General features: G+C 71.7%; 23 protein-coding genes and 2 pseudogenes. 18 read left to right on the top strand and 7 right to left on the bottom strand.

Going from position 1 to position 23,807, the window contains the following annotated elements; translation table 11 throughout:
* Positions 1–54: 54 nt before the first annotated feature.
* From OG413_RS04175 to OG413_RS04140, 8 genes are all read left to right on the top strand, one after another.
* On the top strand, positions 55–249 hold the full coding sequence (locus tag OG413_RS04175; RefSeq protein ID WP_003966517.1) for a hypothetical protein: 195 nt from the start codon (positions 55–57) through the stop codon (positions 247–249).
* A 129-nt stretch (positions 250–378) separates the two neighbouring features.
* On the top strand, positions 379–1,350 hold the full coding sequence (gene mshB, locus OG413_RS04170) for an N-acetyl-1-D-myo-inositol-2-amino-2-deoxy-alpha-D-glucopyranoside deacetylase (protein ID WP_266803055.1): 972 nt from the start codon (positions 379–381) through the stop codon (positions 1,348–1,350).
* Positions 1,347–1,844 (top strand): DUF6113 family protein, encoded by a 498-nt coding sequence (locus OG413_RS04165; RefSeq protein ID WP_266803054.1) that lies wholly within the window; start codon positions 1,347–1,349, stop codon positions 1,842–1,844. The genes mshB and OG413_RS04165 overlap by 4 nt, the downstream gene beginning before the upstream one ends.
* A gap of 175 nt (positions 1,845–2,019) precedes the next feature.
* Complete coding sequence (locus OG413_RS04160) at positions 2,020–4,089, top strand: hypothetical protein (RefSeq protein ID WP_266803053.1); 2,070 nt, start codon at positions 2,020–2,022, stop codon at positions 4,087–4,089.
* Between the two features lie 194 nt (positions 4,090–4,283).
* Positions 4,284–5,240 carry an ABC transporter ATP-binding protein gene (locus OG413_RS04155; protein ID WP_266803052.1) on the top strand — a complete coding sequence of 319 codons (957 nt, stop codon included), beginning with the start codon at positions 4,284–4,286 and terminating at the stop codon, positions 5,238–5,240.
* Positions 5,237–5,992, top strand: coding sequence for an ABC transporter permease (locus OG413_RS04150; RefSeq protein WP_266803051.1), 756 nt, complete (start codon positions 5,237–5,239; stop codon positions 5,990–5,992). Before OG413_RS04155 ends, OG413_RS04150 begins: the two co-directional genes overlap by 4 nt.
* Positions 5,989–7,194 (top strand): sensor histidine kinase, encoded by a 1,206-nt coding sequence (locus OG413_RS04145; protein WP_266803050.1) that lies wholly within the window; start codon positions 5,989–5,991, stop codon positions 7,192–7,194. Before OG413_RS04150 ends, OG413_RS04145 begins: the two co-directional genes overlap by 4 nt.
* Positions 7,191–7,802, top strand: a complete 612-nt coding sequence (locus OG413_RS04140; protein WP_266803049.1) for a response regulator transcription factor — start codon at positions 7,191–7,193, stop codon at positions 7,800–7,802. Before OG413_RS04145 ends, OG413_RS04140 begins: the two co-directional genes overlap by 4 nt.
* A 94-nt stretch (positions 7,803–7,896) precedes the next feature.
* On the opposite strand, the gene OG413_RS04135 is transcribed toward OG413_RS04140, so the two are convergent.
* Positions 7,897–8,556: a response regulator transcription factor gene (locus OG413_RS04135; protein ID WP_266803048.1), complete on the bottom strand. Its 660-nt coding sequence runs from the start codon at positions 8,554–8,556 to the stop codon at positions 7,897–7,899.
* Positions 8,553–9,833 (bottom strand): sensor histidine kinase, encoded by a 1,281-nt coding sequence (locus OG413_RS04130; protein ID WP_266803047.1) that lies wholly within the window; start codon positions 9,831–9,833, stop codon positions 8,553–8,555. Before OG413_RS04130 ends, OG413_RS04135 begins: the two co-directional genes overlap by 4 nt.
* Positions 9,834–9,965: 132 nt before the next feature.
* On the opposite strand from OG413_RS04130, the gene OG413_RS04125 reads away from it, so the two are divergent.
* A complete protein-coding gene (locus OG413_RS04125) occupies positions 9,966–10,880 on the top strand; it encodes an ABC transporter ATP-binding protein (RefSeq protein ID WP_266803046.1) in 915 nt (304 codons plus the stop codon).
* Positions 10,877–11,725, top strand: coding sequence for an ABC transporter permease (locus OG413_RS04120; protein ID WP_266803045.1), 849 nt, complete (start codon positions 10,877–10,879; stop codon positions 11,723–11,725). The genes OG413_RS04125 and OG413_RS04120 overlap by 4 nt, the downstream gene beginning before the upstream one ends.
* Positions 11,726–11,803: 78 nt before the next feature.
* Here the strand turns inward: OG413_RS04120 and OG413_RS46860 are convergent, their stop codons facing one another.
* From OG413_RS46860 to OG413_RS04100, 4 genes are all read right to left on the bottom strand, one after another.
* Positions 11,804–12,151 carry an isocitrate lyase/phosphoenolpyruvate mutase family protein gene (locus OG413_RS46860; RefSeq protein WP_323137803.1) on the bottom strand — a complete coding sequence of 116 codons (348 nt, stop codon included), beginning with the start codon at positions 12,149–12,151 and terminating at the stop codon, positions 11,804–11,806.
* Positions 12,152–12,294: 143 nt separating this feature from the next.
* Positions 12,295–14,070 (bottom strand): coagulation factor 5/8 type domain-containing protein, encoded by a 1,776-nt coding sequence (locus tag OG413_RS04110; protein WP_266803044.1) that lies wholly within the window; start codon positions 14,068–14,070, stop codon positions 12,295–12,297.
* A gap of 264 nt (positions 14,071–14,334) precedes the next feature.
* On the bottom strand, positions 14,335–14,901 hold the full coding sequence (locus OG413_RS04105; protein WP_266803043.1) for a GNAT family N-acetyltransferase: 567 nt from the start codon (positions 14,899–14,901) through the stop codon (positions 14,335–14,337).
* Entirely contained in the window at positions 14,898–16,163 is a 1,266-nt protein-coding gene (locus OG413_RS04100) for an XRE family transcriptional regulator (protein WP_266803042.1), read from the bottom strand. Before OG413_RS04100 ends, OG413_RS04105 begins: the two co-directional genes overlap by 4 nt.
* A 185-nt stretch (positions 16,164–16,348) precedes the next feature.
* Between OG413_RS04100 and OG413_RS04095 the strand changes: the two genes are divergently transcribed.
* Together OG413_RS04095 and OG413_RS04090 are read left to right on the top strand one after the other, a co-directional pair.
* Positions 16,349–16,714 (top strand): hypothetical protein, encoded by a 366-nt coding sequence (locus OG413_RS04095; protein WP_266803041.1) that lies wholly within the window; start codon positions 16,349–16,351, stop codon positions 16,712–16,714.
* A gap of 48 nt (positions 16,715–16,762) precedes the next feature.
* Positions 16,763–18,592: a WD40 repeat domain-containing protein gene (locus OG413_RS04090; protein ID WP_266803040.1), complete on the top strand. Its 1,830-nt coding sequence runs from the start codon at positions 16,763–16,765 to the stop codon at positions 18,590–18,592.
* 58 nt (positions 18,593–18,650) lie between these two features.
* Here OG413_RS04090 and OG413_RS04085 read toward each other — a convergent pair.
* Positions 18,651–19,182 (bottom strand): annotated as a pseudogene (locus OG413_RS04085) (HD family hydrolase); the annotation flags it as partial.
* Between the two features lie 229 nt (positions 19,183–19,411).
* Between OG413_RS04085 and OG413_RS04080 the strand changes: the two are divergent.
* From OG413_RS04080 to cpt, 6 genes and pseudogenes are all read left to right on the top strand, one after another.
* Positions 19,412–20,644, top strand: a complete 1,233-nt coding sequence (locus tag OG413_RS04080) for a helix-turn-helix domain-containing protein (protein ID WP_266803039.1) — start codon at positions 19,412–19,414, stop codon at positions 20,642–20,644.
* Positions 20,645–20,868: 224 nt separating this feature from the next.
* The gene (locus tag OG413_RS04075; RefSeq protein ID WP_266803038.1) at positions 20,869–21,186 is read left to right on the top strand and encodes a hypothetical protein; all 318 of its coding nucleotides are present in this window, start codon (positions 20,869–20,871) and stop codon (positions 21,184–21,186) included.
* 364 nt (positions 21,187–21,550) lie between these two features.
* Positions 21,551–22,081, top strand: a complete 531-nt coding sequence (locus OG413_RS04070) for an NUDIX domain-containing protein (protein ID WP_266803037.1) — start codon at positions 21,551–21,553, stop codon at positions 22,079–22,081.
* Complete coding sequence (locus OG413_RS04065) at positions 22,078–22,464, top strand: hypothetical protein (RefSeq protein ID WP_266803036.1); 387 nt, start codon at positions 22,078–22,080, stop codon at positions 22,462–22,464. The genes OG413_RS04070 and OG413_RS04065 overlap by 4 nt, the downstream gene beginning before the upstream one ends.
* 191 nt (positions 22,465–22,655) lie before the next feature.
* Entirely contained in the window at positions 22,656–23,159 is a 504-nt protein-coding gene (locus tag OG413_RS04060) for a DUF4265 domain-containing protein (protein ID WP_266809875.1), read from the top strand.
* Between the two features lie 100 nt (positions 23,160–23,259).
* Positions 23,260–23,791, top strand: a pseudogene (gene cpt, locus OG413_RS04055) (chloramphenicol phosphotransferase CPT).
* Positions 23,792–23,807 lie beyond the last annotated feature (16 nt).

The raw sequence follows: 23,807 nt of genomic DNA, 5'->3' as shown, positions 1-23,807 counted from the left end.
GCTGGCCCCACGTGTGCTGCCCGTTCCCGACCGTACTGATGGAGGTGAACCGCCGTGGCGCTCTCGATTTCGGCGGTAGTGCTGCTGGCGATCATTGTCTTCCTGCTGATCCGGAAATCCGGACTGAAGGGCGGACACGCGGTGGTCTGCATGCTGCTCGGGTTCTACATCGCGAGTTCGTCCATCGCGCCGACCATCTCCGATCTGACGAGCAACGTGGCGGGGATGATCGGCAGCATCAAGTTCTGACCGTGTGCACCCGTCTTCTGACCGTGTGCGCTCGGCTTCTGTCCGCGCACCGGTCGATGCCGGGTATCCGAGCCCCCCAGCCCCGGATGCCGCTCCCCGGACCCGGGCCGGGCTCGTAGGGTGGTCCCCATGAAGGACCTTCCCGCGCGCCGTCTGCTCCTGGTGCACGCGCACCCCGACGACGAGTCGATCAACAACGGCGCCACCATGGCCAGGTATGCCGCCGAGGGTGCCCACGTCACGCTGGTGACCTGCACGCTCGGCGAGGAGGGCGAGGTCATCCCGCCCGCGCTCGCCCATCTCACCGCCGACCGGGACGACACGCTGGGTGCCCATCGCGTCGGTGAACTCACCGCCGCGATGCGGGAGCTCCATGTCGGCGACCACCGCTTCCTCGGCGGGCCCGGCCGGTTCCGCGACTCCGGCATGATGGGCGCCGGGCAGAACCACCGCCCCGGCGCCTTCTGGGACACCGCCGTGGACGACGCGGCGGCCCCGCTCGTCGAAGTGATCCGGGAGGTCCGGCCCCAGGTCCTCGTCACGTACGACCCCGACGGCGGCTACGGGCACCCGGACCACATCCAGGCGCACCGGGTCGCGATGCGCGCCGCCGACCTGGCCGCGGACCCGGCGTACGGTCCCGGCACCGCCGCCCCGCACACGATCGCGAAGATCTACTGGAACCGGGTGCCCCGCCCGGTGGCCGAGGCCGCCTTCGCCCGGCTGCGGGACACGGCCCCGGACGCCTTCGGGGGGATCGCCGCCGTCGACGACGTACCGGGCGTGACCGGGGACGCGGAGATCACGACGGAGATCGACGGCTCGGCGTACGCGGACGCGAAGATGGCCGCCATGCGCGCCCACGCCACGCAGATCGTGCTGAACGGCCCGTACTTCGCTCTTTCGAACGACGTCGGGCAGCCCGTCTTCACCACCGAGTACTACCAACTGGTGCGCGGAGTCACGGGCGCCACCGGGGGCACGCGGGAGCACGACCTGTTCGCGGGTCTGCCGGACGCGCCTCCCACGCCGGACGAACCGCATGTACCGGGCGAACCGCATGTACGGGACGCGTCGGAAGCGCGGGGAGTGCAGGCATGAGCCAGGACAAGGACAAGGACAAGGCGCGGGCCCAGGCGGGGTCCCAGGCGCGGGCCCAGGCCCATTCGCCGCGCACCAAGGCGCCGCCCAGGAGCGCCGCACGGCCCACCGGCCTGGCCGCTCCGCCGAACCCCGCCCGGATCGCCGCCTACTTCGGCCTCGCGGTGCTGGGGGCCCTGGTCGCGATGGCGGGCTCGCTCGTCCAAGCCGCCTGGTTTCCCGGCGGTTTGCTGATCGCGCTGGCCGCCACGGCGGGCCTCTTCTACGGCGGCCGCGTCCTGTTCGGGACCCAGCTCGGCGCGCTGGCCCCGGCCGCGGGCTGGCTCGTCGCGGTGATCGTCCTGCTGAGCGGCCGCCCCGAGGGCGACTACGTCTTCGGTGACGAACTCGGCCTGACGCTCTTCCTGCTCGGCGGGATGGCCGTCGCTGTGATGTGTGCCACCACCTCCAGGCTGCCGCAATCAGCCACCGGCAACGGCCGGTCCGGTACCTGATGTGCCATGTCCGGTCCATCGAGGACCCCCACAGGTGTGATGCGCAGGTGGAGGTTTCGCCCGCTCGCGGAGTGTCCGTCGGCGGCGGCAAGTATGGTGGTGCGCGCGCCGAGCCGTCCCCTGGCCTGCGGCATGGGGGAAGTACGGGCGGCGGAGCCAATCGGGAGAACCTGCTTTGAGTCGTGAAACTGACAGTTCGTCCTCCGGACCCCAGGGGCGCGGCGGGGCCGCGTACCCGTCGGGTACGCCGCCGTACGGATCCCGCCAGTATCCGTCGCAGGACGGCCCGGACGAGACGCCGGAACCTGCGGACCCGCCCCGGCCCGGAGAGCCGAGAACCGAGACGACGCTGACGACGCGCATCCGGATCAACATCCCCGGTTCGCGTCCCATCCCGCCGGTCGTGATGCGTACGCCGATGGGCGACGGAGACACGTCCGGCGGCCGTTCCCAGTCCGAGCGCACGGGCGGCACGCCGCGGCCCGGCGTGCCCGGTCCCGGGTCCTCGCCCATGGCGGGCGGGACACCCGGCGGACCGGCCGCGGAGGCGCGGGACGGCGGTTCGTCCGCCGAGCCGTCCGCCGACAAGCCGTCCAGGGAGAAGAGCGGCAGCGACTGGTTCGCGCCGCGCAAGACCCCGACGACCACCTCCGTGGTCGGCAACACGGGCGGCACCGGCGCCACCGGGTCCGCCGACGGCGGCACCCCGGCGCCCGGACCGGACAGCGGTGCGGGCACCGGAACCGGTGCGGGGGCCACCCCGCCCCGCGCCGAGCTGCCGTACTTCTCGGACGGCCCGCAGTCCGGCGGCAGCGCGCTGGACGAGTTCGGTGCCGGGGTCCCCGGCGGCGGTCCGCGAGCGACCCCCGGCCTCGGTGTGCGTACGCCCGGCCCGTCCGGTCCCACCACGGGACCGGCCACCGGCAGTTCGTCCCTGACGCCCGACCTCGGCGTGCTCCACGGCATGGGCGGCCCGGCGGGCTCCGGCCCGATGGCGCCCGGCGGTCCGGGGTTGATGGTGCCCGGCGGCCCCGGTGGCGTACCGCCGCGGATGTCGGACGACACCGCGATCCTGACCCCGCAGCCCCCGGCGCCCGAGCCCGGTCGCGGCGGGAATGTCTCCGGCGACACGCTCACCAGCGGCATCCCCGTCGTGCCGAGCGAGCCCCGCTCGACGTTCCCGAGCAGGCCGGCCGGCGGGGCGGGACCGGGGCCGATGGGCAGCGGACCCGCCGGTGCGGCCGTCCCGGCGCCCGGACCCTCGGCCCGCCCGGCCCCGAAGGCCGCGCCCGCCAAGAAGGGCCGCTCCAAGCTGGTCCTGCTCGGCGCGGGCGTCTTCGTGCTGTTCGGTGTCGCCTACGGCGCCGGGCTCCTGATGAACCACTCCGATGTCCCCAAGGGCACCACGGTGCTCGGCGTCGACATCGGCGGCGGTACGAAGGAGGAGGCGGTCGGCAAGCTCGAAGCCGCCCTCGGCGAGCGGGCCCAGGCTCCCCTCCAGCTGTCCGTGGACGGCAAGAAGGAGAAGCTGGACCCGGAGAAGGCCGGACTCGCCCTGGACAGCCAGGAGACCGTGCGCGAGGCGGCGGGCAGCGACTACAACCCGGTCTCGGTGATCGGCTCCCTGTTCGGCGGCGTACGTCCCGCCGATCCGGTGATCCCGGTCGACGAGGAGAAGCTCGGGGTCGCGCTGACCGATCTGGCGGGCGTCTCCGGCTCCGCCAACGACGGCACGATCAGGTTCGAGCCGAACAAGGCCGTCGCCGTACCGGGCAAGGCGGGCAAGGCACTGGACGTCAACCAGTCGCTGATCTCCGTACGGGACGCCTACCGCGCCCAGGTCCAGACCGGAAAGGCGGGCGTGGTCGAACTGCCCGTCGCGAGCCACGAACCGACCATCACCCAGGCCGAACTGGACCGGGCGATGAAGGAGTTCGCCAAGCCCGCGATGTCCGGTCTGATCACGATCAAGGCCGGTCCCAAGGAGATCCAGTTCGGCCCGGCGAGGTCGCTGCCGCAGATCCTGTCCATGAAGGCGATCGACGGCCGGCTGATCGACTACTACGACAAGAAGGCCATCGAAACCCTCTGCGACGGTGTCTTCGACGGCATCATGGCGGTCAAGGGCGACGGCAAGAAGCACCAGGTCAGCCCGGACGACGTGGCCCAGGCCATGAAGACCGCGCTGGCGGGGAAGACCCAGGCCGAGCGCACCGTCACGATCGACCTGACGGGCAAGGGCTGACCGGCCCCGTACCCCCCGTACACCCGCTCGCATGACGCCGCCCCCGGCCGGAACGCTCCGGCCGGGGGCGGCGTCATGCGCACGCGCACGCCCGGCCGTTGGGCGGCGTCACGCGCCCGGCATGACATCTGTCATCCCCCTTTCACGACAGCCGCCCCTGCCGCCCGGACCCCCCTGACGGCCAGGCTGGACGCATGACACCAACAGCCGCACACACGGCCGGACGAACGCCCGCGGGGGCCGTCACGGGAACCGCCGCCGTGCGTTTCGAGAACGTCAGCAAGGCGTACGGGGACGTGAGCGCCGTCGACGGGCTCACCCTGGAACTGCACCCCGGCGAGACCGTGGCGCTCCTGGGCCCCAACGGCGCCGGGAAGTCCTCCACCCTCGACCTGCTCCTCGGCCTGCGCACCCCCGACTCCGGCTCGGTCCGGCTCTTCGGCACCGGCCCGCAGGAGGCGATCGCGGCGGGCCGGGTCGGCGCGATGCTCCAGAGCGGCGGACTGATGGAGGACGTCACCGTCGAGGAACTGGTCCGCCTCGTCTGCTCGCTGCACCCGAAGCCGTACCCGGTGGACGAGGTACTGGCCAGGGCCGGGGTCGCACAGATCGCCGGCCGGATGGTCAACAAGCTCTCCGGCGGCCAGGAACAGCGGGTGCGGTTCGCGCTCGCCACCGCCGGGAACAGCGACCTGATCGTCCTCGACGAGCCGACCACCGGCATGGACGTCACCGCCCGTCAGGCGTTCTGGGCGACCATGCGCGAGCAGGCCGAGCAGGGCCGTACCGTCCTGTTCGCCACCCACTACCTCGAAGAGGCCGACGCGATCGCCGACCGCGTCCTCGTCCTGCACAAGGGCCGCCTCCTCGCCGACGGCACCGCCGCCGAGATCAAGGCCAGGGCCGGGGCCCGCCGGATCTCCTTCGAACTGCCGGGCGCGGCGGACACCGCCGCCCTGCGCACGCTCCCGTTCCTCGCCGCGCTGGACATCAGCGGCGACCGGGTCCGTATTCAGTCGCACAACGCCGACGCGACCGTGCACGCGGTCTACGGCCTCGGGCTGTTCCCCCGCGAACTCGAAGTCGGCGGGCTCGGCCTGGAACAGGCCTTCGTCGCCATCACCGAGGCCGAGGAGGCCAGGACCTCATGACCGGTCCCCTTTCCGGTGCCCTCATCGGACTCGAAGTGACCCGCACCCTGCGGAACAAGAAGTTCATGTTCTTCTCGGTCATCTACCCGTCGGTGATCTACCTGCTGATCTCCGGCACCCAGAACACCACCGACACGGTGCCCGGCACCGATCTGACCATGCAGGCGTTCTTCATGGTCTCGATGGCCTCCTTCGGCGCCCTGACCGCCGTGCTCATGGGCAACAGCGAGCGCATCGCCAAGGAGCGCGAGAAGGGCTGGGTGCGCCAGCTGCGCCTGACGTCCCTGCCCGGCAGCGGCTACGTCCTGGCCAAGATCGCCAGTGCCGCGATCGTCACGCTGCCGTGCATCGTGGTGGTGTTCGTCGTCGCCGCGTCCGCCAAGCACGTCACCTTCGACGCCTGGCAGTGGGCGGCCCTGACCGGCATCATCTGGGCCGGGTCGCTGGTCTTCGCCGCGCTGGGCGTCGCCATCGGCTACCTCGCCAGCGGTGACGCGGTCCGCCCGATCACGATGATCATCTACTTCGGGCTCTCGATCCTCGGCGGACTGTGGATGCCGACCGCCACCTTCCCCCAGTGGCTCCAGAACATCTCCGTCTGGCTGCCCACCCACGCGTACGCTGCTGTCGGCCAGTCCATCGAGATGGGCGGCGCGCCGGAGGCCAAGGACATCGCGCTCCTCTGCGGTTACTTCCTGCTGTTCGCGGGCGGCGCGGCCCGGCTCTACCGGAAAGACACCCTGAAGGCGTGAGCGGCGTGGCAGACGGCGGTTCGCACGAGACGTACGTGGGCCTGGGGCGCCCGCCGCAGGACCGCAGGCAGTTCTTCGTCAAGCTGCTGTGGATCGGCATCTGGCTCGCCTTCATGGGCGCGCCCATCACCGACGTGGCGCACGGCGACCACACCCCGTGGGCCCGCGCGCTCGGCGCCCTCGGGCTGGTGGTGTTCGTGGCCGCCTACCTCGTCCTGGTCTTCCGCCACACCTCCCGGGCACTCGCCCGCACCGGCGTCCTGGCGACGATCGGCTTCCTCGCCGCCCTCGCGGTGACCCTCTCGCTGACGCTCGGCACCCCCTGGCTGGTGCTGTTCGTGTACGTCGCGGTCTCCGCGGGCGCCACGCTGCCGATGCGGCTCGCCTGCTGGCTGATCCCGCTGACCAGCGGCGTACTGGTGCTCATCGGCCTCACCGGCGACCACCCGCGCGAGATCATCACGGCGCTCGTCTTCCCCGCGCTGCTCGGCGGGTTCGCCATGACCGGCGTACGCCAGATGATCCGTACGACGATCGAGCTGCGTGAGGCCCGCGCGACGGTCGCGCAGCTCGCCGCCAACGAGGAACGGCTGCGCCTCGCCCGCGACCTGCACGATCTGCTGGGCCACTCGCTCTCCCTCATCACGCTCAAGAGCGAGCTGGCGGGCCGGATGCTCCCCGGCCAGCCGGAACTCGCGGCCGCCCAGGTCGCCGACATCGAACAGGTCAGCAGACAGGCCCTGGCGGACGTGCGCGACGCGGTGTCCGGCTACCGCCGTCCCACCCTCCCCGGCGAACTGGCCGCGGCCCGTACGGCGCTGGCCGCCGCCGGAATCGCCGCCGGGATCCCGTCCGAGGCCCCCGGCGACCTCCCCGAGGAGCCCGAGGAGGTGCTCGCCTGGGGGCTGCGGGAGGCCGTCACCAACGTCGTACGGCACAGCGGCGCCCGCCACTGCACGGTGACCCTCACCCCGCGCCAGACCCTCGCCGGGCCGGTCCTCGAACTGCGCGTCGCCGACGACGGCCGGGGCCCGGCGGGCACGAAGGCGGGCAACGGCCTCACCGGCATCGCCGAACGCCTCGCCGCGGTCGACGGCACGCTCTCCACGGAGCCGGTGTCCAGGGGGCCCGCCTCCACGGGTGGAGGTTTTGCCCTGACCCTCCGCGTTCCCACCGGATCGGGCCTAGGATCCGGGGAATGAGCATGATCAGACTTCTCCTCGCCGAGGACCAGTCCATGGTCCGCGAGGCTCTCGCGGCCCTCCTCGGCCTGGAACCCGACATCGAGGTGGCCGCCCAGGTCGCCCGCGGCGACGAGGTCCTGGCCGCCGCCCGTGAACACCGCGTGGATGTCGCCCTGCTGGACATCGAGATGCCCGGGATGACCGGGATCGAGGCCGCCGCCGAACTGCACCGCGAACTGCCCGGCGTGAAGATCGTGGTCGTCACCACGTTCGGCCGCCCCGGCTATCTGCGCCGCGCGATGGAGGCGGGCGCCGACGCCTTCCTGGTCAAGGACGCCCCGGCGTCCCAACTCGCGGAAGCCGTACGCAAGGTGCTCGCCGGGGAGCGGGTCATCGACCCGACCCTCGCGGCAGCCGCGCTCGCCGACGGGGCGAGCCCGCTGACCGACCGCGAGCGCGACGTGCTGCGCGCGGCGGCCGACGGCTCGACCAACGCGGAGATCGCGGGCGCGCTCCACCTCTCGCAGGGGACCGTGCGCAACTACCTCTCCACGGCCATCCAGAAGATGGTGGCCCGCAACCGGGCGGAGGCGGTCCGCATCGCCCGTGAGAAGGGCTGGCTGTAGGTCCCGCCCGGCCGGAGGTCCTGCGAGCGGCGCCTCAGGGCCGGGGTGCGCCCGGACACGGTCCGGGTGCGTGCGGTTCGTGGGGCTCGTGGGCTCACCGCGTGGTGGTCGACACCAGCCCCGCCTCGTACGCGATGATCACCAGCTGCACCCGGTCCCGGGCGTCCAGCTTGGCGAGCAGCCGGGTCAGATACGTCTTCGAGGTGGCGACGCTGATGCGGAGCTGTTTGGCGATCTCCGTGTTGGACAGCCCACCGCCGACCAGGGTCAGCACCTCGCGCTCCCGGTCGGTGATCGCGGTGAGCGGTCGTCCGGCCGGGGCGGACGCGGGGCGTCCGGCGAACTCCTTGATCAGACGGCGGGTCACGCTCGGGGCGATCAGGGCGTCCCCGGCGGCGACCACCCGGATCGCGGCGAGGATGTCGTCCAGCGCCATGTCCTTGACCAGGAATCCGGCCGCGCCCGCGCGCAGGGCGCCGTAGACGTACTCCTCGTCGTCGAACGTCGTCAGCACGACGACATGCGCGGACGTGGCGCCCGCGGTGATCAGCGCGGTGGCCTCGATGCCGTCCATGCCGGGCATCCGGATGTCCATCACCACGACATCGGGGCGCAGTTCCCCGGTCAGCCGGACCGCCTCGGCGCCCGTACCGGCCTCGCCGACGACCTCGATGTCCGGGGTCTCGGCGATGACCATGCTCAGGGCGGCCCGCACCAGGGGCTGGTCGTCGGCGAGGACGACGCGGACCGTCATCGCGTCGCCCCCACCGGCACCGGAACCGGAAGCCGGGCCGCCACCCGGAAGCCGCCCGCGGGGTCCGGCGCGGCGCTGAAGTCGCCGTTCAGCAGGGCCACCCGCTCCCGCATGCCGGTCAGGCCGAACCCGGTGTCCGTGCAACCGCCGCCGCCCCGCCCGCCGTCGGTGACCTCGATGGCCAGCTCCTCGTCGCCGTACTCGACGGACACCCGGCAGGAGCCGGTGGCGGCGTGCCGGACCACGTTGGTGACCGACTCCTGGATGATGCGGAACGCCGACAGGTCGATGTCCGGTGGCAGTGGCCGCCGTTCGCCCCGCCACCGCACGTCCACCCGGACCCCGGCACCGGTCGTCGCCGCGGCCAGCCGCTCGACGTCCGCGAGCCCCTCGGCGGGACGCAGGGGCGCCGCCCCGCCCGGCCGCGCCCCGGAATCCGGCGCCGGTCCGTGCTGACGCCCATCCGGCCCGTGGTCCCGCCCCTGTGCGGGTTCGGGCCGGCGCAGGGCGACGAGCATCCGGCGCAGGCCCGACAGGGTCTCCCGCCCGGCCGTCTCCACCGCGATCATCGCGTTGCGCGCCGCCTCCGGCCGGGTGTCGATGACGCGGGCCGCCGCACCGGCCTGAAGGGCGATGATGCCGATGCTGTGCGCGACCGTGTCGTGCATCTCGCGGGCGATCCGGAGCCGTTCGGCGGTGACCGCCTGCGCCGCCGCGCGGGCCGTCAGCTCCTGTGCGTACTCACGCGTCCGGCGCACCGACATCCCGGCCAGACAGGCGATCACGGCCAGCAGGGAGACGACCTCCCAGGAGGTCCAGCTGGTGTCGGCGCCGTGCGGGAGCCGCAGGGGAAGGCCCAGCAGCGAGCGCAGCAGCACATAGCCGGGCAGCACCGCGACGGTCACGGCGAACGCGGGGCCCCAGCTGCGGCGCGACCGGGTCGCCACGATGAAGCCGAGGGCGATGTCGAGGGCCAGATGGTGGAGGAACGCGACCCCCACCGAGCCCACCGCCGGCGCCGCCCCGAGCGAGCCGACGGCCAGCAGGGCGAGTGCGGGCAACGGCCGGGCGGACAGCAGCCGACTGCCCGTCAGCGCCGCGGCAGTGGCCGCGACCAGGAGCAGCCAGTCCTCGGCCGTCAAGAGGGGAAGACCGCTGGGCATCCCCGGAATGCCGAACTGCGCGCGTATCGAGGAGAGCGTGGCGGCACTCCACACCACGGCCGCCCAGACGCCCGGCGGCACACGTCTGAGCAGGGGAAGGGTCGGCATCGGCATGGCCCGATCGTAGCCACGCGCACTGGCGGCGGCATCGGCCCACGGGTGTACACCCACGGTCGACAGGCCCGCCCAGGAGTGTCAACGGCGGGCCGATGACGTACGGGGGCAGCCGACGGCACCGTGGGCACCGTGATCGAAGTCAACGAACTCACCAAGCGATACGGTCCGACCGCCGCCGTCAGCAACCTCACCTTCACCGTGCGCCCCGGCCAGGTCACCGGCTTCCTCGGCCCGAACGGCGCGGGCAAGACCACCACCCTGAGAATGCTGCTCGGACTGATCGAGCCCACGGCCGGGACCGCCACCCTCCAGGGGCGGCCGTTCCGCCACCACGCCCGCGGACTGCGGCACGTCGGCGCGCTCCTCGACGCGGGCGACGCCCACGGCGGCCGCACCGCCCGCGCCCACCTGTGCGCCCTGGCCCGCAGCAACGGCATCCCGCGCACCCGGGTCGACGAGGTGCTCCGGGAAGCGGGCCTGGCCGGCGCGGCCCGCCGCCGCATCGGCGGCTTCTCCCTCGGCATGCGCCAGCGCCTCGGCATCGCCACCGCGCTGCTCGGGGACCCTCCGGTGCTGCTGTTCGACGAGCCGCTCAACGGGCTCGACCCGGAAGGCGTGCTGTGGGTGCGCGGCCTGTTCCGGCGGCTCGCCGCCGAGGGCCGCACCGTGTTCGTCTCCAGCCATCTGATGACCGAGATGGAGAACACCGCCGACCGGCTCATCGTCATCGGCCGGGGTGAACTGATCGCCGCGGAGAGCCTGACGCGATTCGCGGCGCGGGGGACCCGGCAGAGCGTGAGCGTACGCACCCCGGACACGGCCCGGCTCACGCCGCTGCTCACGTCGGAGGGCGCCTCGGTGCACCGGGAGCCCGCGGACGACCTGCTCACGGTGACCGGTCTGGACGCGGCCCGGATCGGCGAACTCGCCCTGCGCCACCGCCTCCCGCTGCACGAACTCACCACCCGCAGATCCTCCTTGGAGGAGGCGTTCATGGAACTGACGGCCGACAGCGTCGAATACCCCGCAGGAGACCCCCGATGACCACGGTGAGCACCGTCCCCGTCGGCAGCACGACCGACTCCGGCCCCCGTTCCCGGTTCGCCGACCTGCTGGCGGCCGAGTGGATCAAGACGTGGTCGCTGCGCTCGACCCCGTGGACGTACCTGATCACCGCACTGGTGGTCGTCGCGTTCAACGCGGGTACGGCGTACGACCACTACAAGTACTGGTACGAGTACGACGAGGGGGGCCGGACCGACTTCGTCGCCAACGGCATGCCCCTGCTCGACGCCTTCACCACGAACGCGGGCATGCTCCTGGCGCTGGCCGCCGGTGCGATCGGGGCCGTGTCGGTCACCGGCGAGTACGGTTCCGGCCTGATCCGCACGACGTTCACCGCCGTTCCGGCCCGCCGCTCGGTGATGGCGGCCAAGGTGATCGTGCTCACGGCGGTCATGACCGTGTTCGGCGCGGCCGTGGCGGGGGGCTCCTTCTGGCTGACCCAGGCGATCCTGTCCGGGCGGGACGCCGGAGTCTCCCTCGGCCACCCGGGCGCCCTGCGCGTCGTCGTGGCCTCGGCGCTGCTCGCACCGGTGTCCGCACTGGTCGGCCTGGCGCTCGGCACCCTCCTCCGGCACGGAGCGGGCTCGGTGGCCGGCTCGGTCGGGGTGCTGCTCCTGCTGCCGATGGTGGTGAGCGACCGCCGGTATGTGACGGCGGTCGTCGACCACACCCTGCCGGTCAGCGCGTGGACGCAGCTGACCGACATGCGGAACCTGCCCGTCCCGTTCCCGTGGACGAATACGGGGGCCTGGGCCGTGTACGCGGTGTGGGCGCTGGCAGCGGCGGCGGTCGCGGTGACGGCGGTACAGCGCCGGGACCAGTAGAGGGGGCCGATCCGCGTAGTGGAGGCCCCGCGCGGTGGGGCCTACTGCCCTCACCCACGGACCTCACCCCCACTGCCCTCACCCGCTGGCCGAGAGCAGCAGGTTCAGCTCCTGGTGGCCGACCGGTTCCTCGGGCACGGGGCAGGTTCCGGTGGTCAGGAACTCCCGGGCGGCCCGCCGCGCCGTTCCGTAGGCGGCCTCGGCCAGGGCGGAGCCGAGGCTGACGCGGGCGGCACCGAGGCGCCCGAACTCGGCCACTCCCAGGCTCCAGGCGGCTCCGGCGCTGGTGATCGCGAGGGCGGTGGCCCCGGCCTCCTCCACGAGCCGGGCACCGGCGGCGTCCCAGACGTTGGCGAGGGCGAGCGGGGCGGCGGGGCCGTGGTGCAGGGAACGGAAGGTCAGGGCGGCGGTGTGCTGGTTGCTCATGGCCCCGGTGCACCAGCCCGGTGCGCGCGGAGTCCGGCAGGTTTGCGACCTGTACGTCGGCGGGGCGGGGAGCCAGGACCGGCTCCCCGCCCCACCCACGGGAAGGGCCGCCCCGCCTTCCCGTAGGACGGCCCCACCCCGTCCTACGGGAAGGACACCACCTGCGAGGGAATGGTGTCCGAACCGGACGTGGGGGACCCGGTGTTGTTGATGACGTGCTCGTACTGGCCCTTGCCGCCCAGCGAGACGACCAGCAGATCGTGGAACCGCACGCCCGGCTTCACCGGGGCCTGGAATCCGTGCTGCTGACGGATGGTCGGGTCGACGTTGAAGTAGCAGTAGCTCCCCATGCCCCAGCCCTCGTGGGTGGTGACGGAGTCGTCGACCTTGTAGGCGGCGAACCCCTTGATGTCACCGTTCTGGATGGCGGCCTGATTGGGGGCGTCGTACGCCTTCTCGTTCTGGAAGAAGATCGTCCGGCCCCGCTCGCCGGACCACCGCACGTCGTACTTGTTGAAGTGTTCGACGAACAGCCCGGTGGCCAGGACGTCGTCGCCCTTCACATGGACGCCGTAGTCGGCCCGGTTGGTCTCCCAGCCGACGCCCTGACCGTGGTCGGCGCGCCAGACCCAGGTGTGGTCGATGATCGTGTCGTCGCTGTTGACGACGATGCTGGTCGTCGCCCTGCCGGGACCGGCGCCACCGATCCGTACGAACACGTCCTGGAGCGAGGTCGGGTTGGCCGAGTGGTCGGCGGAGGCGTTGTCGGGTCCGACCTCCACCAGGGTCTCGGAGTTGACCGGACCGGCGTCGATCAGCAGACCGGCCAGCTTCACCCCGTCGACGTCCCCGACCTTGATCGCGGTCACCCCGTTGTCCGGGATGATCGTGGCGAGCCCGAGGCCGAGGGCCACGGTGTTCGGGCGGTCGATCTCGATGGTCCGGTCGACGTGGTACACGCCCGGGGTGAAGAGCAGGTGCAGCCCCTGATCGACGGCCTCGTTGATGGTGGCGGCGCTCGCCCCCGGCTTCACGACGTAGAACTGGTTCAGGGGGATCGACTCGCCCTGCGGGGTCCCGTTGCCCCACGAAGTGCCGCGCGCGTTGGTGCGCTTGGCGGGGACGAACACCTTGTAGTCGGCGCCGTCCAAGTAGAGGAACGGCTTCTCGCGCGAGACGGGCGTGGTTTCCAGCGTGGTGTACGGAGGCTGCGGGAAGCTCTGCGCGGGCGCGCCCTCGACGCCGGAGAACGTCATGTTCCAGACGCCGTTGCCCCAGCCGCCGATCGTGCTGTCCCGGGTGTACCACTGCTGCTGCGAGTACGGCGAGATCGTGCCGTCGATCCTGCTGTCGGCGATGTAGCCGCCGCTGGCCCAGCCGTATCCGTCGGGAGCGAGATTGAGCCCGCCCTTGACGTGCATCCGACGGAAGGGCGCGGCCTGCGAGACGGCCCACCGGTTGGTGCCGTTGACCGGCTTGAGCGCCAGGTTCTCCGCCGACCGCCAGAAGTTCTGGGTGGCGTTGCCGTTGAACCACCCGGCGTCGACGGTCACATCGCCGTTGAAGGTGGTGTCGTCGGGGTTGAGGCCGAGCCCGGCGATCGAGGTGTAGAAGCCGAGCTGGGCGTTGATGTTGTTGTACGTGCCCGGCTTGAACATCAGCGCGTAGCGGTCGCCGCCGAACTGCGCGGACTCCTGCTTCTTGAAGATCTCGTCGACCTTGGCCTGGATGCCGGGCGTCGACGGATCGAAGACCAGCACATTGGGCCCGAGGTCGCCGCCGCCGGGAACGGCCGCGGCCTCGTCGCCGAAGGCCGTACCGGCGGTGGGGACGGCCATGATCAGCGAGAGTGCGAGCGCGGTGAGGCCGAGCACGCGGGAGCGGCGGTATCTGCCTGCCGGTGTGGGGGGAACATGCATGAAGGTACGTCTCCTGGGGTCGTGGTACGGGTGCACGACGGACGGTCGGGAGAGCCCATGGGGGACGGGGCCGGGGAAGGCCCGCGGCGGGCTCGACAGGAACCGATGAGAGCGCTCTCACGTGCGAGTGATGCTTCCCGTGTTGCCCTGGACACGTCAAGAGGTGTGCGTCAGAAGGCCCGCCCGAATGCGCTGGGCGCAACAATTAACGGCAACCGAACGGCAATTGACCCGTAATCGCCCCGGTCGGCGGGCCCGTTGACTTCACAGGATGATCTCGCGGGGGGTCAGCGCGCCTTCCAGCTCGCGCACCAGGACCGAGAACCGCGGACCGTCCGGAAAGGGCTGCTGATCGCCGATGTGCCGATACCCCCAGGACGCGTAGAGGGCCAGGACCCGGGGGTGCTCCGGGTCGCACAACAGCGTGACGCGCTCCTCCGGCCGCGGGCGCAGCAGATCCTCGTGAATGCGGTGCGCCGCGCCCGTGCCCCGCCACGGGTCGCGCACCATCAGCTCGAAGAGGGCGAGCGTGCGGGACCCGTCCTCCTCCGCGAAGCCCTCGGGCAGCGGGGTCGTCATGTGTGACCACCAGCGGGCGCCCCGGCGCAGCGGCGCGCCGTACGCGTACCCCACGGGCTGGTCTCCGTCGTAGCCGACCACCGCTTCCCACCCGCCGCCGCCGGCGTGGTTGGTCAGCCGCTGGTCGAAGCGCGTCAGGCTGGTGAAGGGGACGTGCAACTCGTCGGCGTACACCTCCGCGTAGACGTCCAGGAGGACGGGACGTATCTCCGGCAGGTCGTTCGCGGTGTAGCGGCGCAACTGGACGGTCATGGTGACGGTGTCCCCTTCGCTGTTCGCTGGAGCCAGTCCTGGGCGTGTGATGCGGGGTGCGCCGCCAACTGGCGGCGGAAGTCGTCGAGAAGACTCACGATGCGCCGGCTGCCGGGCGCGGTACCGGCCGTGGCCAGCGCCCGGTCGGCGGTCGCGCAGGCCGCCTCGATGTCGCACTGACCGAGCTGGGCCAGGGCGAGCTGGGCGGTGTAGTAGACGCGGTTGCGGGTGAATCCCGGACTCAGCAGCGCGAGCGCCTGGTGGATCCGCGCCTCGGCCGGCTCGGCCCGCCCGAGGCGGTGGTGGACGATGCCCGCCAGCCCGTGCAGTTCGGCGTGGTCGTAGAAGGCCAGCCAGGTGGGCCGATGGCTCAGGTCCGCGCGGGCGAGCGCGTCCTCCGCGTGCCCCAGCGCCCGCAGCGCCGACCGCTTGTCGCTGAGGCGGGAGTGGGCGAGCGCGATGCGCGCGTGTGCCTGCGAGGCGTACAGCGGATCACGTCGCGCCATACCGGCGTCCCGTACCGCCTGCGAGGCGTGCAGCGACTCGATGAGACTGCCCCGCTGACCGGCGAGTATGGCGACGTTGTTCCACACCCGGTGCATGGCGTCCGCGTCCCCGGACAGGCCCGCGAGCGTCACCGCCCGGTCGAGGTGGTGCGCGGCGCGCTGCTGGTTGCGGGAGTCGAGCGCGGCCCAGCCGGCGGTGCTTGCCGCGTTCGCGGCCGCCGCGTAGAGCATCGACCGTACGCGGGCCGAGGCGCGGCCCGAGTCCAGCAGCGACAGGGCGTGCCGCATCCAGGTCAGGAGCTGGGCCTCGATCCGCGCCGTACCGCCGACCCTGCACTCCTGCCGGTAGAGGGAGGCGAGTGCCTGCCCGACCCGCCTGACGTCGGAGATGCCGACGGTGGTGCGGCCCGGAGGCAGGACGACCGTCGCGGCTATCACGGCGGCCCGCTGGGTGAAGTCCCGCCGCTCCACCGGAGCCGCCCGGATGTTGTCCGGGGGCGCGCTCCGCTGCCGGGGGATGAACCCGAGCTCCTCGGCGGAACACCCGAATTCCCTTTCCAGGGCGATCCGTTGACGCGCGTGCGGCCAACGGGTGTTACCCGTCAGGTAATTCCGGATATGCCGGTCCTGGAGAGACCCCGGGCGCCCCGTCAGACTCTCGATGTGGTCGTTGAGCCGACTCGCGAGCTCATGCTGCTTCAGCCCGGCGGCGCTCATACGGGCGGCCAGCAGAACATTGCCGGTCTTCCTCGTCATGAAACTCACGGTAGCGGTATCCGCACCGGCGATGACCGGCGCGCCGGTCGAAATTGCCGGTTTCCGGCGACTGAACGGAACCGTGAATTGCCTTGGTCCCAGGTCCGTTCACCGCTCTCCTTGATACATCACCGCCAGAAGGACAGCCGGTGGCGGCCACCACCGGCCACCTGTGAGGAGGACATGTGACCGAGGCCGACGCCACTTGGCCGCGCACGACCATCGGCATCGAGGCGATCACGACGGCCGTCGATCACGCGCTGGCCCCTCGCGCGGTCCTTCCGCCGCGCAGTGTGATCAATGCGGGTACGGATGAGTTGATCGGCCGTTTGCGGTCGTTGATGGCTGTGGACGACTACGGCCACGACGAGCCGGGGCGGGGTGCGGTCCGGGTGCTGTTCCGGGTGGCGTACCGGAACCTCGACCTCGCCGTACGGCCCGATGACACGACTTCGGACGACGACGCGTACACGTACTGGCGAACGATCGCGAGCCTGACGGCCGCGTTCCGGGATCTGTACGTGAACCAGTCGACGGAGGCGACGGGGTGAGCGGGCGGGGCGGTTGGGGCGGCCGGCGGGGGTGGATACGGTCGGGTCATGCCTGACGATCTGCGCGATGGTGGTGCCCGTGCCGGTGCCGGTGCCGGTGCCGGTGCCGGTGTTGATCCGGCCGTGACGGAGGGGTGGTTGACGGATCCGGGGTTCCTGGTGAACGGGGATCCGGGGCGGGTCGAAGCGCTGCTGGACGGGGCGTCGGGGCGGGCGGCGCGGCTGTCGGCGGCGGTGTACCGGGCTTCGGCGCATCTGCATCGGAACACCGGTGCCGGGGTGCGGCGCCAGCTGCTGGCGCTGGACGCGGCCCGCTACGGGGACCGGGACCTGTCGGCGCGGATCACCGCCGTACCGGTGGAGGACGAACCCGCCGCGCTGTGGGGCATCGAGTGGGCCACCGGTTCCCAACTCGACCGGTCCCGGCGTACGTTGACCGGCCATGCCGAACCGGTGTGGGCGGTGGCGACGGCGGTGCTCGACGGCCGCCCCGTGGCGGTCACCGGCGGCGACGACCGGACGGTGCGGGTCTGGGACCTGGCCACCGGCAGGCAGACCGGGGAGCCCTTCACCGGCCATACCGGACCGGTGGCGGCGGTGGCGACGACGCTGCTGGACGGCCGCGCCGTGGCGGTCACCGGCAGCGTTGACCGGACGGTGCGGGTGTGGGACCTGACCACGCGCGAGCAGGTCGGCGAGCCTCTCGGTCACCCCTATGCGGTGTGGGCGGTGGCGACGACGGCGGTCGATGGCCGTCCCGTGGCGGTCACCGGCACCAGCGAGGACACGGTCCGGGTCTGGGACCTGACCACCGGCCGGCAGATCGGCGACCCCCTCACCGGCCACACCGGCGTGGTGTTCACGGTGGCGACGGCGATGCTGGAGGGCCGTCCCGTGGCGGTCACCGGAAGCCACGACGAGACCCTCCGGGTGTGGGACCTGACCACGCGCGAGCAGATCGGCACCCCCCTCACCGGTCATGTGGGCGGGGTGCGGGCGGTGGCGACGGCGGTGGTGGATGGCCGTTCCGTGGCGGTCAGCAGCGGCGAGGACGAGACGGTGCGGGTGTGGGACCTGGCCACCGGCGCGCAGATCGGCGACCCTCTCACCGGCCACGACGGCTGGGTGCTGGGGGTGGCGACGACGACGATCGCGGGCCGCCCCCGCGTCGTCAGCGGCGGCGAGGACCGGCGGCTACAGGTGTGGGACCTGATCACCGGCAAGCGGGTCGGCGAGCCGCTGCTCGGCAGTACCGACAAGGTACGGGCGGTGGCGACGGTGGTGGTCGACGGCCGTCCCCACGCGGTGACCGGCAGCCAGGACGGCATGGCGCGGCTGTGGGACCTGACCACGGGCGGCCAGGTGCGCGAGCCCCTCACCGGTCATGTGGGCGGGGTGCGGGCGGTGGCGACGGCGGTGGTGGATGGCCGTTCCGTGGCGGTCAGCAGCGGCGAGGACGAGGCGGTGCGGGTGTGGGACCTGGCCACCGGCGCGCAGATCGGCGACCCCCTCACCGGCCACGACAGCTGGGTACGGGCGGTGGCGGCGGTGATGGTGGATGACTGCCCGGTGGCTGTAACCGGCGCCGACGATCAGACGGTACGGGTGGGGGACGTGGCCACGGGCCGGGGGATCGGCCAGCCCCTCACCGGTCACACCGACGAGGTGAACGCGGTGGCGACGGCGGTGATGGATGGCCGTTCCGTAGCGGTCACCGGCAGCGACGACCGGACGGTGCGGGTCTGGGACCTGGCCACCGGCCGACAGCTCGGACCGGAGTTGGCCTTCCCCCTGCCGGTCTACGCCGTGGCCGTGGCGTCGGATGGCCGGTTGGTGGTGGGCTTCGACTGGGAGGTCGCGGTGCTGGCCCGCGTCTGACCGGGCGTGGGTGGTGCGGGCCCGGCTCGTCGGATGCGACTGCGGACACGGCCTGGCGGAGGTAAGTGCGCTGCCACTCCGCGAGGGACATGTTCTGAGCAGCCTCAGCGAGCTGGAGAGCAGAGGGAGTCTTGAGCTTCGCCCCGGTCGAGTCCACCCACTCCTGGGCTGCCGGATAGCCCTGTTGGAGGTATTCGAGGCCCTGGATCATGCACTCCAGCTTGTCGGCGTCGTGGGCGACGAGTACTTCGAGGGAGTCGCTGTTCTCGTACTCGGGGACGATCGCCTTTGATGCCGTCGGCGACGGACGGGTGGGCGTCGGCGACCTGGTCAGCGGTGACCTGCTCGTTCTTCGCGACGTCGATGTAGCGACGTCCGATCCAGGGAATGTCCCCGATGCGGGTTTCCTGCGTGTCGTGGAAGGTGGCGAGGAGGGCGACTCTCGCGGGGTCGGCACCTTCCATCATCGCCAGCACCGCACCGATCACCGCAGTGCGCCAGGAGTGCTCGGCGATCGTTTCGGGGTCCTTGACTCCGGCGATCCACCAGCCGCTGCGCTTGGCGCGCTTGAGGGCGCCCATCTCCAACATGTACCCAACGGTGCCGGTGTCGTTGGCGGTGTTGTCGGTGTCGGTCAGGCCGTCCCCTCCAGTAGTTGGGCATCGCGTCCAGTGTGACCACCCTGAGGCCCCAACCAGCACGTCAACTCGGGCGGGCGGTAGCTCGCAGGGGGTAAGCCTCCGGTGGCGAGGTCCGATCGCCGCCAACGCGGGTACCGTGAATGAACGTACGCCTTGACGAACGGGAGTTGAGTCGAGCATGGCGCAGTGGGACGACTACAGCACAGGTACCCGTATCAAGTTGCTGCGCGGCAAGGTTACGCAGCAGAACCTCGCCGATCTCACCGGGTTGTCGATCGGGGCGATCCAGAAGGCGGAGCAGGATCAGCGTATGTCGCTGCGGACCCTGCTGAAGATCGCCGATGCATTGGGCACCGACATCTCAGTGATCCATGGGCAGCAAGCTCCTCACCGGATGCAGAGCCGCGACGACCGCACGGCGTTGCAGCGCCTGTCCCGCGCGGTTCACGACACGTCCGCAGGCTTTCTTCCGAATGACATCGAGCCCCCCACGCTCGTGGAACTCGGCGATTTCACCCGCCGGGTGTGGAAGCTGTACTGGAAAGGGCACTACAGCGAAGCGGCGGGCATTGCCGCCCCGTTTCTGGCCGAGGCCGCTGCGCGGTTGCGTGAGCAGCCCGACGGCGAGCGGGCCGAAGCGTGGGAGGTGCTTTCGGACGCGTATCGCATCGGCGCGTACTGCGCGAACCTGATGGGTGCTCGCGACCTTGCGTACTCGGCGATCGGTCACGCCCGGGGCGCCGCCGAACGGGCAGCGAGCCCCATGCGGCTGGCGCTGGTCGATTCCGGGCGGTCCTGGATCTACCTCCGTGACGCGCGCCTGGATGATGCCTTGGTCTTGGCCGAGAAGGCGGCGCTCGACATCGAGCCCCGGTTCTCGCGGGCCACCGCGGACGAGCTGACCGTCTACGGATCGCACATCAACTTCGCCGCTGTCGTCGCGTCTCGGGCGGGCAATCAGGTGCGTGCTGAAGACTTCCTGTCCCAGTCCCATGCCACGGGTGCTCTTATGGGCGGTGAACACGGTTGCTACGGGACGCTGTTCGGCCCGGTCACCGCCACCACGCAAGCCGTTGGTATCAATGTGGCCCTGGGGGAGACCGGCAAGGCGCTGAAGCTCGCGGAGTCGATCAAGGACACATCGCCGCTTCAGCACGCGGCCCGGAACCGGTACGCCATGGACAAGGCGCTGGCACAGGCTGACGCGAAGATGTGGGACGCGTCCCTGGACACCCTTGAGCGGGCTCTGGTGGGTGCGCCGGAGTGGGCTCGGCACCAGGCGCTGCCCGGCGTCATCGTGGAGAAGGTCGGGCGTGCTTCCACCGCCCGGCTACGGCGGATCTCGAAGCTCATCGGCGCATCGCCCGCATCCGGCGGTTTTCGTACCGCCACGCGGCGCACCGCCCTGTAGTCGCCCACGACGGGCGACTGCGCACCTCGCGGATCCCCAAGGCCACCCGGCGCGGGCGAGTTGGGGTCCGGCGGGTTTCGGAAGTCGCCCATCTTGTGTCTTCAGCGGTGACGCCGGTGAGGCCACAGTGTGGCCATGGCCCAGAACTCCGCAGATGCGATTGCCCGACGGGCGCTTTGGACGCGGCCCGTGGCTCCCTCACCCGCGTGGGGGTCGTCCTTTACGTGTGTGTTCCCGAAAGCGCGGACCCGGCCCCGCTTCTCAACGCTGCCCGGACGTACGCCTTCGCCCGAGACTTCAGGATCGTCGCAGAGTGCGTCGACACGAGCGGACGCGGGCGGGAGCTCGTGGCGCGGACGGCGTGGGCGGACATGCGCGCGCACCTCACCGACAGCACCGCCCAGGGGCTGATCGTGAGCAGCGACGGCGACATCGCGCTGACAGGCGTGCGGTGGGCGGACGCGGTGGCAGCTCTGAGACGTCCTGACCTCTTCGTCCAGTGCGCGGAGCAGCCCATGGCCGCAGGGGTCGAGGAGCCGTGATCCTGCCCGTGATTCGCGCGCTGCGAAGCCGTGGCTCGGAGGCTGGCCTTCGGTCCTGCGGACGACGGCACGGAGACGCGGGAGCGTGTGCCCGGCCGTGCTGCGGGCCGACCCGGTCGCGTCGGCCCGCAGCCCGGTACACGCGGCTCCGCCCGGTGACCCCTCGGCGTCGTGGGCCCGGCTGTGCCGGATAGCCGTGGCTGTGCCGGCTCTCCTCGAAGAGCTGGAACCCGAGCCCATTCCCTGATCTCCGGGCCCGTCCCGTTGCCTACCCCGTCCGCGGGGCGGGCCCGGTCCCACCCTGTCCCGGTGCCGTCCGCGTCGGAACGGTCGTACGCCGACGGCACCATGTGAACGGAGCCTCATGAGGCCGCATCCCATCAGCCTGATCACGCCGCCCGCATGCCGCATCGGCGGGCTGGCCTGGATTCCCAACGAGCGCGGAGAGGTCCTGACCGTCCGCGCGAACTACGGTGCCAAAAAGGGTTTTCACCAGCTTCCGGGTGGTCACGCCGGAGAGCATCAGTCGAATCTGGCTGCCATGGTCACGCACGTTCGGCGGGAGACCGGGATCGAGCCCGCGCCGGTCCGCCTGCTGGGAACGCACTGGGTCCCGTACAACGCCGACGTACCCGCGGCCATGGGCCAGAACTTCATCTACCTCTGCGACGACATCCCGACGAGCACGGACATCGTGCTCCCGCCGGCGGCGGACGACGAGGAACCGCAGTTGTCCGGCCACCTGTGGCAGACACCGGATACGGCCCGCGGCACCATGCGGGCGTACCAGCTCCGACGCTTCCTCGGGCTCTGGAACGCCTGGCAGGACAACACGACCGCGACCCTGCACAGCGGGCACCCCGTTCTTCCCGCCTCGGTACGGGAGGCGTCGTGACGCGTCCCGAGGTTCTCGGCGCCGAACCCGACAACGACGGGGCTCCGCCGCCCGAGCCCCTCGATGTTGAAGCGATCACGACGGCCCTCGACCACGCGCTGTCCCCCCGCCAGGCTCTTCCGCCGCGCAATGTCATCAATGCGGGTACGGATGAGTTGATCGGCCGTTTGCGGTCGTTGATGGCTGTGGACGACTACGGCCACGACGAGCCGGGGCGGGGTGCGGTCCGGGTGCTGTTCCGGGTGGCGTACCGGAACCTCGACCTCGCCGTACGGTCCGATGACACGACTTCGGACGACGACGCGTACACGTACTGGCGGACGATCGCGAGCCTGACGGCCGCGTTCCGGGACCTGTACGTGAGCGAAGGAGCCTCCGAATGAACGCCACGGACCGAGAGGGTGCCGCGCTCAGGCAGACGTACGTCGACTGCCTCGGCGCGGCGGACTCGGTCTGGGCGGCGGCCCTCACGGACGTGGCCCGACACGTCTCCGCCCCCCCCCGGATCCGGGTGCTGCCGACCGCCGGGTGCGCGGGTGCGCGGGTTCGCGGGAGAGAGGGGAGCATGGGACGCATGACCTCACCGGCTGCCCCCGAACGGCCCCCGGGCATGCGCGGCCAGATCAAGATCTGGTTCCGCTTCCTGCCGCGCGCGGGATGGCTCCCGTACGACACCGAGGGGCTGTGGGCGACGCGGCTCGGCGAGGACACCGCGCGGGTGGACAACGTCCCCTTCCTCCAGGACGGGTTGGCCGAGGGCGAGGCCGTGCGGTTCACCACCGACGGCGACGCCGTGCACTGGGCCGGCGGGCGGGTGCGGGCGTCCGGGAACTGCACCGTGCGGGTGCTGCCCGTGCCCGACGGGCCGCTCGGGCGCAGTGCGCGGGCGGTGCATGAGCGGCTGGCGCCGTTCGGGCTGGGCGGTGAGGTGTTCAGCGCCGAGTTCCCGCTGGTGGCCCTCACCGTGCCCGCCGACGCGGATCTCGCGCGGATCAAGGCGCTGCTCGTACGCGGGCGGGACGAGGGATGGTGGCACTTCGAGGTGCCCTGCGCCACCGACGCCTGGCGCGCCGCCTGAGGGCTGCCCGTTCGCCTTCCGACCGGGAAGGGCCCGGCGCGGGCGTACCCGGCGAAACCCGTTTCGGCCGTCGTCGCGGCGCCTCTACGGTGGGCCGGTGATGACACAGGTGATCGTTCTCAACGGTGGTTCCAGTTCGGGGAAGTCCGGGATTGTCCGCTGTCTTCAGTCGGTGCTGCCGGACCCGTGGCTGGCCTTCGGGGTCGACACCCTGGTCGACGCGATGCCCGCGTCCCTGCTGACCTCCGACATGGGCATCGCGTTCGCTCCGGACGGTGAGGTGGTCGTCGGTCCCGAGTTCCGGACGCTGGAGACGGCGTGGATCGAAGGGCTCGTCGCGATGGCCGGTGCGGGTGCCCGGATCGTCGTCGACGAGGTCTTCCTCGGCGGAGCTGAGTCCCAGCAGCGGTGGCAGCGGGCCCTCGGCGGGCTGCGGGTGCTGTGGGTGGGCGTCAGGTGCGACGGGGCGGTCGCCGCGGGCCGCGAGACCGCGCGTGGTGACCGGGTCGCCGGGATGGCGGTGGCACAGGCGGACCTGGTCCACCGGGGCGTGTCCTACGACCTTGGAGGTGGACACGACACACACCGAGTCGATGGAGTGCGCGCGGATCATCGCCGCCCGGGTCGAGTGAATCGGCCTCCGCGCGC

The organism is Streptomyces sp. NBC_01433 (genome assembly GCF_026340105.1).
Classification (GTDB): domain Bacteria; phylum Actinomycetota; class Actinomycetes; order Streptomycetales; family Streptomycetaceae; genus Streptomyces.
This window is presented reverse-complemented; position numbering and strand designations above follow the sequence as displayed.